The following is a 14,425-nucleotide window of genomic DNA, read 5'->3' on the forward strand; positions in this document are numbered from 1 at the left end:
AGTTCATCTGCCATCACATAAGGATTTTTTTCTTCATGGCAATATCCGTGAATCCAATAATTGCATTCATTGGTGTCCTGATATCATGGGACATATGGTTCAGAAACGTCGTTTTTGCAATATTCGCCGCATTTGCATTCTGTGCTTCTTTCAGGGCTTCCATCTGTTTTTTTCTGCTTACTGAAAGGGAATAAACCAGAAGAAGAAGTAGTACAAAAATAATCACTAATGAAACCACAATTCCTAAGCCTGCATACTCTGCAAGGACATCCTGCAAGGTCATTTTCTTTTCCGAAACAGAGTTCTGCGCAAGGACAGCCCCATTCAAAATATTAGAGGACTGCTCCCTGCTTGTGTTCCCCATAGCCGCCTTCCTGAAAATTGGCATATGGGAAATACCCGACTCTCACTGTTTTATTCTCTTCCTCTATTACCTGAGTTGTTTTCCTGTCAGTTTTTCTATCTTTCTGTTCATTCATTCCCTCTTTATTATCCATTAAAGCGGACATTCGCAATCCGCTTTCGCTTCTTGCTCATGAACGCAGTCTGTTTGCGTTCATGCTGTTGTTCTTTCCATTCTGTAAGTTTTCCTGCTTATTCAATACAGAAAGAATAACCGCTCCCAGTTTCTCAATATCAATGGGTTTTGCAATGTGTCCATTCATGCCGGCATCAAACGCCTTTTTCCTGTCTTCCGCAAAGGCATTTGCTGTCATGGCAATGATCGGGATCTCTGCCTTCATCTTATCATCTAAATGCCGGATACACTGGGCTGCCTGATATCCATCCATATTTGGCATCTGGATATCCATAAGTATCAGATCATAAGTACCCGGTGACATCTGCGCTACCCTGTTCACGCACTGAATTCCGTCTTCCACACGCTCGATAACAATCCCTGTTTCTTCCAGAACTGTCACTGCAATTTCCGCATTCAGATCATTATCCTCCGCCAGCAGGACATGCTTTCCACTCAGATTTTTTCCCATCTCAGATGTTTCTGCTGCTTCTGTCTTCTGGCTGTAGAATTTCCTGTCAGCTATTTTATGCATCAGCGTAAACGTAAACACGGTTCCTTTTCCCAGTTCACTTGCTACTTCAATGCTTCCACCCATCAGATCGACCATTTTCTTTACGATTGGCATTCCAAGACCGGTCCCTCCGATTCTTCTGGTGGTTGTATTCTGTTCACGACTGAATGGTTCGAATAACGTTGGAAGATATTCTTTACTCATGCCAATACCGGTATCTTTTATCTCGGATTTTACCTTCATATATCCTTCTTTTTCACATGGCAGCTCTTCTACAGTGATCGTTACATTTCCACCCCTTGGAGTGTATTTCATAGCATTACTGACAAGATTTACATAGATTTCCCTGATTTTTGTACCATCGCACAGGATATTTCTATGTGTGACCTTCATGCTGCCGCTCAGATGGATTTCTTTTTCTTCCGCTTCAGATGAAAATGTACTTATGATTTCGTCTACTACCTCACCAACTCTTTCATAATTCTCATCTACTTTTATCTTTCCGCTTTCAATCCGGGCCATATCAAGTACATTATTTATGATTGACAGAAGAAGATTTCCTGACTGCTGCAGTTTTTTTAAGTATTCTGAAGTTTCAGGCAAATCCTTTCCTTTCATTTCATCCTCCATAAGCTGTGCATAGCCCAGAATCGCATTCATAGGAGTACGGATGTCATGGGACATATTGTTAAGGAAACGGGTCTTTGCAAGACTGGCATCTTCTGCTTTTTTCAGAGTGATTTCCAATTTGTCATTAAGCTTTTGTGTATCATTTGCAGCAAGCTTTGCGGCAGCTTCTGCTTTTCTTGCCTTCCGTAAAAGTACGAGGATAATACTAATGATGCTGAGTACGAAAAATCCTGCCGTGACAAAAAAAGCAAGTATGTTGTCTTTTAAAAAATCCAAAAATGTAACCTTATCTGGTGTACTGTCATAGATAGCAAGTGCACTTGTAAGCATATCAGATGGCATAGCCTTTAGGGTTTTATTCAGTATTGATAAAAGGCTTCCCTCTCCGCCTCTTACTGCAAAGCATGCCTCCATTGTATTTGTAAGTGGAAAACTCTTGAAATTTTGTCTGTTATCATATATCAGCGCCTGGCTTGCTCCCATGAGGAAACAGTCTGCTTTTTCCTGGATGACCATATCTGCAGCATCGTCAAGCGAATCATAATCTACAATCTTCCATTGTGGATAGCTGAAAGCAATATACTGTTTCAAGGCTTCTTTTTCCTTTGGCACAGCTACTGTATACACCTTATCCTCATCAAAGTTTTTCTCATCAGTTACCGCCATCAGGCTGTAGGTCCAGGCTGTGTTTGTAAGTGCATAGCCATTTTTTTCTGCGAAATCAGGATTTCTGCCGGCATAAAAAGCAACATCAATCTCACGATTCTGCAGCGCCTGAATCATTTCGTCATAATTATCATATGCCTGTATATTAAATTCCAGTGTCTGATTTCCCAGACAATCTTTGGCATAGGAGATATATTCCGCCAGCATACCGGTAAGTTTTCCAGTCTCTTTATCCATGGAAAAGATTGCCGGATCATTGTTCAAAAATCCTATCTGGATACCTCCATGCTCTTCCACCCAGCCCTTTTCTTTACCTGTAAGTAGCTGAATATAATCAAGCGTAAAATACTTCTTATACAGATCTGCCTTAAAAAAAGGACTGTCCTGTTCCAGCTGACGCATAGCATAGTCCAGCTTCGTCTTGATATCGCTGCGTTCTTTATTTATTGCAAAATATATGCCAGATTTACCTATCGTGGTAACGGATGATATTCCCTGTTCAGACCAGATAGATTCCTCCAGAGATACAAAACAGTCGATCTCATGATTTGCCAGTTTCTTTTCGACATCATCATTATTATTTACATTTACATGTTCTGTATGTATGCCATTCTTATTTTCCCATTCTGTCAGCATGATTTCAGGTTCTGTGCCTAAGAGCACGCCTACACGTTTTCCATCCAGCGACTTAAAATCAGAGGTTTCAATATCCATATCCGATAAATCAGCATAAAGGATATATTTTTCCTCACCCATCGGTTCATCCGGGAAAAGCATCTTTTGTGCACGTTCATCGGTGTAAGAGATATCACCCATGATATCAATCTCACCATTTTCAAGCTTATCAAAACAGTTGGACCAGTCACATTTCACATACTCGAATTTCCATCCGGTATAACCTGCCAGAGCCTGCATGAGCTCGTATCCATAACCCCGTCTGACACCATTTTTGTCGACATAATTGAAGGTATCCTCAAATGCCCCGATACGGATGGTCTGTGTCTGTTGTTTTTCATCATTATTCGTCTCAGCAGCCTGGCAGTGTACTGATAACATCAGCCACATTCCCAGGATTACAAATATAGATGTGCATAATACAGCTAAGTTTTTTTTACTTTTATTCATTCTTCTATTTCCTTTATTTATGTGGCTTTTCTTATACTCCTGACACCTGATCCAGATTCTTCTGTAATGTACTGATCAATTCCTCAATAATTATTGGCTTGGATAAGAATCCATCCATGCCACATTCCAGGGCTTTCTTTCTGCGTGTTTCATCTTTTGTCAGATCACGGTTTAAAGCCACCTGGAAATATGGCGTAGTCATAATCCACTTTTCACCGTTCTCCTGAAAGAATGGAAGAAATGTCGTGTTTATGCCCTGATCCTGGATGAACTGCTCCATACGTTCAAAAGCCTTCGGCCAGACAGTACTGTCAAGGCCTTCTCTCTTTGTATTATCCGGGGCACTGTAGGTGGTACGCCACTTGCGTCCGTCTACAGAAGACAGCTCTGATGCTGACAGACCCTGCAGTGTTTCCATACAGGTATAATCATAATAATAGCCTGCAGTAAACCCACGGATTCCCACCTCTTCAAATGCCTCGCAGGCAGAGACAAAGCTTTCATAATCTGTTGGCAACGGGATATCGTATTTTTCAAAAAGGTCTTTATTCACTACAAAACCATGCGCATCTGCACACACCGGAAGCCAGTTTACGCTTCCATCTTCATTCATAAACTACTGAGATATGTATCATAGACAGCTCCTGCCACATTGGTTGTGGAAAGATCCATCAGACTGTCTTTCAGCGGACTTGCATCATGCAGTGAAAAACGACAGCAGGTTATAATATCCGACAGTCCACCGTTTTCCTTAAGAAACCTGTAGAAATCCAGGTCATTGTTCCCTACTACAAATTCAACATTGATATCCGGGAGCTGTTCCTGAATGTATGGTGCACATTTCTCATACAGATTTGTGGTCCATAAATACACCGTGATTGTTTCTGCATCTTCTTTTCCGCACTCTTCCCGCCACAGCCAAAACTCTGTTCCATTTTTTCTTTTTCATTATGAGTCCTCCTCTGAATTTCCTTTTCATTTCTTCTGTTTTACAGTGTCAAAATACCCGATAATTCCTATATATACGTCTTTCTTCATAGGCGACCACAATGTATGCAATTTCAGTTTGTACATCTGACTGTCATTCTCCACCGTTGCTTTTATCTGCACAGAGATTTCTTTATTTTGCACAGATGTCTGATGTAACAAATCCCGAATATATTGAACGTCTTCTTCAATTACTCCAAATTCTTTGAACAGATTAAATTTCGGATCATCTCGCTGACATAATATCTGCTGTTTTCCGTTTAATATAGTAAGCTGACCTGAAACCGCATTGTAATCAATCGAATTCATGCCACTGTTCGATTTGAAGAAATCGATTTTTTCCTGCATGACCTTGACAAGACTCTGTGAATAAATCTGGTTCGGTAAGGATTTATCACGGAGTATTTCATTCGAAAGTCTCTGTATTTCATGAGAATATTTATTATCGTCCATCTCTTTACCAGACATTTTTGAAAGCTGAAGACTTAGTTCTTTCAGGCACTTAAGAAGGAGGGGATTAAATTGTCCGCACTGTCCATCCAGGATCATTTGAATCGCTGTGTCATGATCAAATGCTTTCTTATAACATCTTTCACTTGTAAGTGCGTCATAAACATCGACAATTGATACCACCTGTGCAGAGATTGGTATTTCTTCACCTTTCAAGCCATCCGGATAACCCTTTCCGTCCCATCTTTCATGGTGCCACCTGCAGATTTCCCATGCGGTATGTACCAGTGGATGATCTTGTGGAAAGTCCATATCCTTAATTATAGCTGCGCCAATCTCACTATGGGTTTTCATAATTTGAAATTCTTCATCGGTAAGTCTGCCTGGCTTATTCAATATTTCTTCCGGAATACGAATCTTACCAATATCATGAAGGGAAGAAGCAGTTGTAATCAAAGCAATATCTGCCTCTGTCAAAGGATAAGCATCTGTTACTTTTACCAGTTGTCTCAGCATCATCTCCGTTGCTGTTTTTATATGCAGGATGTGTTCTCTGCTCTCGCTGTTACGAGATCCCAATATATTACTCATAATCCGGATCATGATATTATTATTTTCTTCTTTTTCGTAAACCTGATCATAAACCACATTTATCAGATGCTTTTGGTTCATATAGAGGCCCAAGGTATTCTGAACTCTTTTCTTTACAATCACAGAATCAAACGGTCGTGTGATATAATCTGTGATTCCCAGCTCATATGCCTTACGCATAGTATCAACAGCATCTTCAGAAGATATCATGATGACAGGAGTTTCAGCAATACACTGGCTTCTTTTCATTATTTTCAAGACTTCAAAACCATTCATCTGTGGCATATTGATATCTAAAAGCATCAGATCAATTCCAATATTTTCTCCTATCCTCTGGATTGCCTGATTTCCGTTTTCGGCTTCCAGATAGTTATAAGCATCTCCAAGAATCTCCTTCAATATGTCCCTGTTTAATTTTGAATCATCTACAATCAGGATTTTTTGTCTTTTATCCATATTTTAGTCCTCCTGTCAATTGTATTCCACTAATTCATGAACCTCTGCTAATCAATTATATACATACCTTATAATCGTTTTTATAACTTCATCAATCACAATCGGCTTTGACAAATGTGCGTTCATTCCTGCATCCAGTGATGCCTGAACATCTTCTGCAAATGAATTAGCTGTCATTGCTATAATAGGAATGTTTTTTCCATCCGGTCTGTCATTCATTGCCCTGATTGCTTTTGCTGCTTCACAACCATTCATTTCAGGCATCATGATATCCATCAGGATTACGTCAAATGTGCCTTCCGGATGATTTCTGAAAATCTCAACAGCATTCTTTCCATCCACAGCTCTTTCTACATTCATCCCGAACTCTTCTAACTGCACGGCAGCAATCTCTGCATTCAGTTCATTATCCTCTACAAGAAGGACATTCACACCTGTAAGATTTACCTTTTCAGAAAAACCTGTGTCTGACTTATTACATTCCTTATCTGTAATTTCCAAAGGAATATCCACAGTAAATGTGGTTCCCTCATGCTTTTTACTCTGCACGGAAATGGTCCCACCCATCATATCTACATACTTCTTTACGATAGCCATCCCCAGTCCAACTCCATGGTACTGCGTTCTCACACCGGAATCTTCCTGTGCAAATTCCTCAAAAACTTCTTTTGTAAATTCCTCACTCATGCCAATACCAGTATCCGAAATGCGGTAACGCATATTTATATATCCATCCCCGCCCTTTTCCTGACACCGGGCTTCAAATGTAATCGTCCCTCCATCCGGAGTGAATTTCACGGCATTACTCAGAATATTGACCAGCACATCACGCAGGCGTGCAGGATCCGCAAGTACATTTGGAATCTTTGCTTCTTCACGCTGAATCTTAAAGTTGATATCCCTGTTTGTAAGAAAGCCTTTTGTAATATCCAATGCAGAATCTGTAATGTTTTTCACATCCGCCGGTACCGGATTGTATTTCACTTTTCCACTTTCTATGCGGGTCAGATCTAATACATCATTGATCAGCGACAGTAAATGCTCTGAGCTTTCGTCAATCTTTTCCAGACAATTTTTCACTTCGTCTGACGGATTGTTTTTCATTGCAATACCAGTAAATCCTATGATTGCATTCATCGGTGTCCTCATATCATGGGACATATGTGACAGAAATGCTGTTTTTGCCTTGTCTGCAGCCTGTGCATGCTCTGCCAGTTCCGCCATTTCCTCAGCTTTCTCCTGGGCCGCCTTCTGAGCTTTTTTTCTTGCACTGAGACGCACCATTATCACAGCTATAGCAGTCAGCAGCCATCCAAAAATAAGAAGAACCCAAACAGTAACAGCAGGATGCAGACGGATCCAGTCAACAAATGTCAGCTCTGTTGCTTTGTATGTGGTATACTGTGCTGCAAGATCTTCAACAAGATTTTTAGGCATGGCATACATTGCTTTCGTCAGAATACCAGCCAGCGCATGGTTCTCAGTTGATGAAATTACCATGCGGTAGGTGAATGTAGGCTGTTCCAGAAGAGTATATGTCATGGTGCCCGTAGTGTCGCTGTTCACAAACGCCTGTGCCATGTAATAGTAGACGAAGGCAGCATCTGCTTTACCCTCACGGACAGCTTCCATCATTTCCTGTCGGGTACTGCACATCAGCTTTTCTGCACCGGGTGCCATTGCATCTTCAATTGAATTTGATACTGTCTGGTCAACAGTAGTAACAACATTAATTTTTCCATCAAAGTCACGCCGTGTCACCCTTGCCAGCTGCATCGTAATGAAAGGTGCAGTAATCCCCCATTTTTTCGTCTCAGCATAGTTATCTGTTTCCAGGCGTGCATCGATGCTCATATCTGTGGTTTCCTTATTTTTCTGATAGGCAATATACTCATCTCTGGTGGCAGGTGTAAGAAACTCATAGGAAATCCCGGCATAGTCTGCAATTTTCCGGAAGTAATCCGGGATAATACCCTTCATCTCACCATTTTCATTATAAGAATATGGATAACGGGTCGGATCACACAGAACATGAAGCGGGTTGTCCTTGGAATACTGTGAAATAATACTTTTTTCTTTCTCCGTATATTCCAGACTCTTAGTTTCTATGCTTTCATAATTTTTATTGTAAAGCGTCGTTTTCCAGTCACCCTCAACCGCATTCATCTGATCGATCGCATAATTGATCTCATTCAGCAATTCTGTATTGCCCTTTTTAACAATGACATAGAAATCGCTGCTGCCAAATTTCTCCACGATTCGCTCATTGTTTGTTTTTCTCAGAGAACTGGTAACAATCGCATCAACTTTTTCGCTCTGAAGGGCTTCATCCATTTCTGTGGTCGTATCAAAATAAGATGGAACATATGTAAATCCTTTGTTGTCTGCAAAATCCGCAAACTCTTCATTCCGGGTGTTTCCGTTCAAAAGCGCCACACGCATACCGTTGTAAGTGCTGTAATTGCCGTCCACAATCGTGCTGTTGTCACTGCGGACGGTCAGCATCCCATAATTGGTTCCGATTGGACGTGAAAAATCAAACTTTTCTTCTCTGTCCGGTGTTTTGCGGGCAGATGTTACCATGTCAATCTCGCCATCTTCAAGCATCTGCTGCATATCATCCCAGCTCTTATCATATCCGACATATTCGTAATCTACATCCCAATAACGGGCCATCAGCCGAAGGAAATCATAGCCATACCCGCTGCGGTTGCCTTCTTCATCCATCACATGATAACCATCCATGGCAAAGAAACCGACTTTGACAGTTTCATGCTGCGAACTGTCCTCGGCTGCGTATGCAGTCTGGGGAGAAAATATCATACACACGCATACAAAAACCAGTAACACTGCCACATATTTCTTTGCTCTCGAAATCATATTAAATCTCCTGTCTGTCTGTCAAATATATTTCTCTATACATCTCCTTGTCAACCTCCTGGTTTATTCAAGTCGAACGCACGTGAGACTTGGTGCGTGATTCTGGTCAGCGAAAGCTGACATATTCTTCTCAGAATCACTGCACATCCTCGCGGAGCGTTTATCTCAGTCGGAGATTGTACTCCCACTGAGAAAGACTTGTTATTACTCACCACTTGCAGAAGTGGGAGTCTTCTCGACTGAGATAAAATTGCACTGCCGCATCAAATCCATTTGTCACTGTTCAGTAGCCTGCATTTCTGTACCCCCCCACCAGATTTTATACTTCTGATTGTTTTTTCCAGCACCTTCATCTCAACCGGTTTTGAAATATGTGCATTCATACCGGCTGCCAGAGAATGCTGAATGTCCTCTGAGAATGCATTGGCAGTCATGGCAATGATCGGAATCTTCTTTGCCAGTTCATGGGAACTTCTGCGAATTGCCTTCGTCGCCTCATAGCCATTCATAACAGGCATCTGCACATCCATCAGGATCATGTCATAATCACCTGGAACAGACTGTTCAAATGCTTTCAAAATCTCTTCGCCATTTTCACAGATGGTACATTCCGCACCTTCAATCTTTAACAGTTCTATCAGGATCTCCGCGTTCAGCTCATTATCCTCTGCACACAGAAATCTCATTCCCTGAAGGATATTACCATCCTGCTCATCTGTTTCTTCTTGTGCCGCCAGAGCAACCGTTCTATCCTCTGCAATTTTCAGATCCAGGAGAACCTCAAAACAGCTTCCCTGTCCCAATTCACTCTCCACATCAATGGTACCTCCCATTGCCTCAACCAGATTCTTAGTAATCGCCATTCCAAGTCCGGTTCCCTGTATTTTATTTGTAAGGGAACTTTCCGCACGGGTAAACGCATCAAAAATTGTATCCTTGAAATCTGCCGACATTCCCATACCATTATCGCTAACTAAGATACGGTACTTTGCATAGACAGATGACTTTGTCTCACATTCTTCTACAAAGAACTGAATTTTCCCACCTTCCTGGGTATACTTCACTGCATTGGAAAGCAGGTTGCTGAAAATCTGCATCAGGTGAACCTGATCACCATTCACCCACTCATGCTGAATATTTTCTTTTATGATTGTAAGGGTCTGCTGCTTTTCATATATTTGAGTATGAAATATAGTGTCAAGTTCCTGTACAAGATCCAGAATAGAAAAGTCAGAATATTTGAAGACTGTTTTTCCTGCCTCAATCTTACTCATATCCAGAACATCATTAATAATTCCTAGCAGATGCTGTGATGAACTATCTATTTTATCTGCATACTCTATAACTTTTGCTTTATTACCTGCATCATGTCTGATCAAAGACGTGATACCAATGATTGCATTCATAGGTGTGCGAATATCATGTGACATATTAGACAGGAAATCCGTTTTCGCCTTATTTGCATTTTCAGCTGTCTGTAAAGCCTCTGTTGCAACGTTCTTTGCCTTTTTCAGTTTTTGATTGACTACTTCCATTTCCTTCATTGTTTGTAAATGAAGTTCATTCTTTCTTTTTTCATATTCTGCTTTTTGATCTGCAAGACTAAGTCTGGAAATACTGTAGAATAATCCAGCAAAAAGTAAAAGTATAAAACCTGCCATGAGTATTGTTGTAAACAGCACCGTTTTCTGGTAATCCATCAGCACATTGTCAACAACTCCCTTTGCCACAATGCATACCAAAATGGTGTTGTTGCTTTCTATCGGGCAATACCCCAGATAATAGGGGTTCTGTTTTCCCAAAAGGGCAACTCCGGATTCTCTGTTATCAAACTTCTTTTTGAACCAATCAGCCTCTTCTTCTGTAATGGCCTGTTCCCCTTTTAAATGTTTTAACAAAGAATAATTACGCTGGTATTTATCTCCACTCTGGTTCGTATACGTAATATTTCCGTCATTATCCAGCATGAACAAATATGCTTTCCCGTCATAACCTTTCAGTTTTAACATGGAATCCAGTTTCGAATGATCATACACAGTTCCAATTGCCGTATAAGTTTCCCCATTGATCGTATATTCCTGACATGGAATTGCAACCAGATAACCGTCTTTTTTCTTCTGATCATAATCAAGACGCACCAGTTTTCCAATATTGTATCCATTCTTTAAGTCCAGCAGAAGTTTACTTGGCATATCAATCCGCATTTTTGTTCCACGTGCTGATATTGCCTGACCATTCTCCTGAATGAATATAAGGGTACTTTCCGATTCTTTTTCCCATGCTTCAAAGAAACTTTTGTTCACATCCGTTTCAAGAGACAGCTCCCTCTCATGAAGTAAAAATTCCTCAACCAACTGCAGCTGGCTGTAGTATCCACTCACCTGAAGATCATAGGTCTGCTGTATCTGTTCAACAACAGCTCCCATACTGCTTTTTCCATTTTCGCTGATATACTTCTTAGACTTACTTATCAGATACTTGATACAACCTAAGCTTAAAAGAATCATAAGTAGTATAAGCAACAGCCTTGTTATTTTTTTTCTTTTATTTACCGTTTGTTCTATCTCCACTTTTACTGTTCAACCTCTATATAGTCTTCCGGTGCTGACGGCTGCTGTCCTTTTGACATTGCTTCAATCCATGCACTTGATAATGTTGTCTCTTTAAGCTGCTCAATCTCACATTTCGGATTTATTTTTTTCAATACAGACATTGTGGTGTCTGTAAGAAGAATAGAGTATTCCTTTTCTTTGTCTATTTTCTTATCATTAACTGTCAAGTCCTTTAACGAACATCCACTTTCCTCTTGATTGACAATCATTTTCATACCGGATGCAATTGGTAATTCGTATTTATTGGTTACGTAAAAATTCTCATCCGCATCGGCGAGATAATTTTTCACGAGTTCACAAACCTGTTTACCATTGATTTTTGCAACATATAATGCTGTATCTGAACTCTTCGCTGTCATCATGCCAACCCGGCTGCTGGTGCATTCTCCTTTGTACATAGAGGAAGTGAAATAATAATATGGCGCCAGAGCCAGCTGTGCATCATTTTCTTCTCTGATCGTAGTTAAAATGGAAGATGCTGCATCACGGCCATTTCTATCGTTCAGTGAAATGGAATATTCATTTTCAAAATTCACCGTTGCTTTTTCTTCTGGATCTTTACGATTCATTACACTACGAAAAGTATCATAAGCCTGTGTTTCATCCATTTCCCCTGACAGTAATCCGTGAACAGCCTCAAGACTTGCATCAAATGATTTTTGAGCGGAATATCGGATATAAACAGCATTATTATTAATTTCCTCTTCCAGTCCAGGCACATCCTGCATCATGGTTGGAACATCTGTATTCAATGAAATAACACCGCTTCCATCCGCAATCAGCTTTTGCCCCTCTTCTGAAATCATACAATCCAGCACATCCAGTGCAGTATCCAGTTTCTCCCGGTCTTTTTCCAGGTTTTTGTTAAATGCAATGTTTAAGGACGGAGTCATGTACACATAGGATTCATCCGATGTCTGTGAAAAGTAAGGAATACGGATCAGATCTGCATCCATCTGTTTCTGCAGCTGCTGCATAACCGTCGGATGTCCATGAAACATTGCTGATTTTCCCTCGACAAACATCTGGATTCCTGTATCGACGTCAATATTGATATCTTCTTTACCAAAGTGCGAGTCTTTCAGAAACTGGCTGGTTTCTGAAAAAATACGTTTCCATAATGCATCATCAAACTTTACTTCATCCGATGCAGTCTCTGCACCGTTTCGCCATTCAATACCATCCAGGCTTGTGAACTCACCGATTGCCGCCGCCTGGATGATCTCATTATTAGACCAGTCTTCACCAAGATCCATGGAGTACGGTTTTATGCCATTATCATAAAACTGCTGACATGCCTGTACATATTCCTCATAATTTTCCGGAATCTTAATTCCATACTGATCAAACAGTGTTTTGTTGGCAATGATCGTCTGCGGAATACCACAGATTGGCAGCCACTGGATTTCATCCTCCGCATTCTTATAATATTGCAGCGCATAAGAATAATACTTGGAAACAACATCATAAGAAGCAAAATCCATAAGATAAGGCTGTAAGTCCTGTGCATCTGTTCCGGAGAATCGACGTACTGTTATGATATCCGGTAATTCATCATGTTCTTTAAAATAACTGTATAAATCGGTATCATTGTTACCAATAATAAATTCAATATCCTGATCAGAAAACTGTTCATGGATATAGGGTGCAATATTTTTCATCAAACGATTTTCCCACAGATAAACGGTAAGATGATCATCATTTTTAGATACTTCTTTCTTTGACTGTCCACATCCAGACAAGACAGCAGATGCTACAAGTACACCTGACACCACTGCTGTCAGACAACGTTTTGCCTTTTTCATACTTTTATTTTCCTCATTCTTTCCTGATAAAATCATTATTGTTACATCTGCGAAATAACACCGTAAAAAAGCACCGTCAGACAGACAGTGCACCTCATTTCATGCAACTGGCTGCCATTTTACAGGCCCTGTAGCTTTGCGTCCCAGACTTTCATCTGGTTTTCCGATTTCCTTATTATAGATATAACTTTTAAACTTATGCAAAAAAACTGATTTTATTATACTTTAACGTTCTACTATGCACAAGAAAAAAAATTACCGTTTTAACGTTCAAAAACAAAAAAAGAACAGCCGATACATATACTCGAACTGTTCTCCTACTTCCGAAGTCCACGCAGCATTGACATTACTGTTTCCTGCTCATTTGTACTCAGATCGTTCCATATCCCTAGAACTTCTTTCTGTTTTTCTGTCAGATTCTCTGAATTACCTTCCTGAAAAAACTGCGATAATGTCACGCTTTTCACATAAAGATGTTATTTTATCCGCAATAGGAAGTATACGGATAAAAAAAATATAAAGATACTTTCGTTTCCGCAAAAGTCATTTTCGTTTATATCGTTTTTATAATATCATAGGTTGTTTCATTTGTCACATAAAATTTTGAAGCACAAATCAGCTCCTCTCTCCGGCCTATCTTTTCCGATTTATTTAACTTTTTCAGGCAACAGAAAAACCCGTAGAACCGAAGTTCTACGGGTATCTTACGTTTGGACACAACGTTATCTTACGATAACAAATCTATATTCAGATTGTATTACTCGATGATTGTAGCAACACGTCCTGATCCTACAGTACGTCCACCTTCACGATACTTTAATCCCGTTTTACCTCATATTTTTTATGGTTTTCTCTCCAAAATACAGTGAAAAACGGCTGAATTGCACCACCTATTTTGATTTGCCTGATTTCTTGGCACCGTTTTGGCACCGGAGAATACTCAAACCGATTTTCTTCTGTAGATACTAGATACTTCTCTACCAACTTTATATTGCACCGGTAATTTTTAACTGTTATAATCGAAACATGGGTGCTACCATAACGGTAGGCGGTTAGTCCTTCTCCAGAGGGACTGTGACCCTCTGATTACATAGAAACCTGTAAAGGAATCCATTGGAAAGGAGGGCTAAGCCAATGAGTATTATTGACTTCATAGCAGTAGTGAGCTTCGGCTTAACCTGCTTTAGTATCG

General features: G+C 40.2%; 7 protein-coding genes, 1 pseudogene and 1 riboswitch. All 8 genes and pseudogenes read right to left on the reverse strand.

What is annotated here, in order from left to right; genetic code table 11:
• Window positions 1–13 precede the first annotated feature (13 nt).
• Window positions 14–364 (reverse strand): histidine kinase dimerization/phospho-acceptor domain-containing protein, encoded by a 351-nt coding sequence (locus LI112_RS02110; protein ID WP_227190164.1) that lies wholly within the window; start codon window positions 362–364, stop codon window positions 14–16.
• Complete coding sequence (locus tag LI112_RS02115; protein ID WP_005423327.1) at window positions 333–509, reverse strand: hypothetical protein; 177 nt, start codon at window positions 507–509, stop codon at window positions 333–335. The genes LI112_RS02110 and LI112_RS02115 overlap by 32 nt, the downstream gene beginning before the upstream one ends.
• 24 nt (window positions 510–533) lie before the next feature.
• Complete coding sequence (locus tag LI112_RS02120) at window positions 534–3,452, reverse strand: transporter substrate-binding domain-containing protein (RefSeq protein WP_227190165.1); 2,919 nt, start codon at window positions 3,450–3,452, stop codon at window positions 534–536.
• Window positions 3,453–3,549: 97 nt separating this feature from the next.
• A pseudogene (locus LI112_RS18660) lies at window positions 3,550–4,401 on the reverse strand (carbohydrate ABC transporter substrate-binding protein); the annotation flags it as partial.
• 26 nt (window positions 4,402–4,427) lie between these two features.
• The gene (locus LI112_RS02135; RefSeq protein WP_117638286.1) at window positions 4,428–5,936 is read right to left on the reverse strand and encodes an HD domain-containing phosphohydrolase; all 1,509 of its coding nucleotides are present in this window, start codon (window positions 5,934–5,936) and stop codon (window positions 4,428–4,430) included.
• A gap of 51 nt (window positions 5,937–5,987) precedes the next feature.
• Window positions 5,988–8,816, reverse strand: a complete 2,829-nt coding sequence (locus LI112_RS02140) for a transporter substrate-binding domain-containing protein (RefSeq protein WP_055056222.1) — start codon at window positions 8,814–8,816, stop codon at window positions 5,988–5,990.
• Between the two features lie 263 nt (window positions 8,817–9,079).
• Window positions 9,080–11,242: an ATP-binding protein gene (locus LI112_RS02145; protein ID WP_227190167.1), complete on the reverse strand. Its 2,163-nt coding sequence runs from the start codon at window positions 11,240–11,242 to the stop codon at window positions 9,080–9,082.
• A gap of 146 nt (window positions 11,243–11,388) precedes the next feature.
• Entirely contained in the window at window positions 11,389–13,233 is a 1,845-nt protein-coding gene (locus LI112_RS02150; RefSeq protein WP_117739703.1) for an ABC transporter substrate-binding protein, read from the reverse strand.
• A gap of 99 nt (window positions 13,234–13,332) precedes the next feature.
• Window positions 13,333–13,408: riboswitch (cyclic di-GMP riboswitch) on the reverse strand.
• Between the last annotated feature and the right edge of the window lie 1,017 nt (window positions 13,409–14,425).

Origin of the sequence: Blautia sp. 210820-DFI.6.14, from assembly GCF_020558815.1 — a bacterium.
GTDB classification, from domain to species: Bacteria; Bacillota; Clostridia; order Lachnospirales; family Lachnospiraceae; genus Blautia_A; species Blautia_A obeum.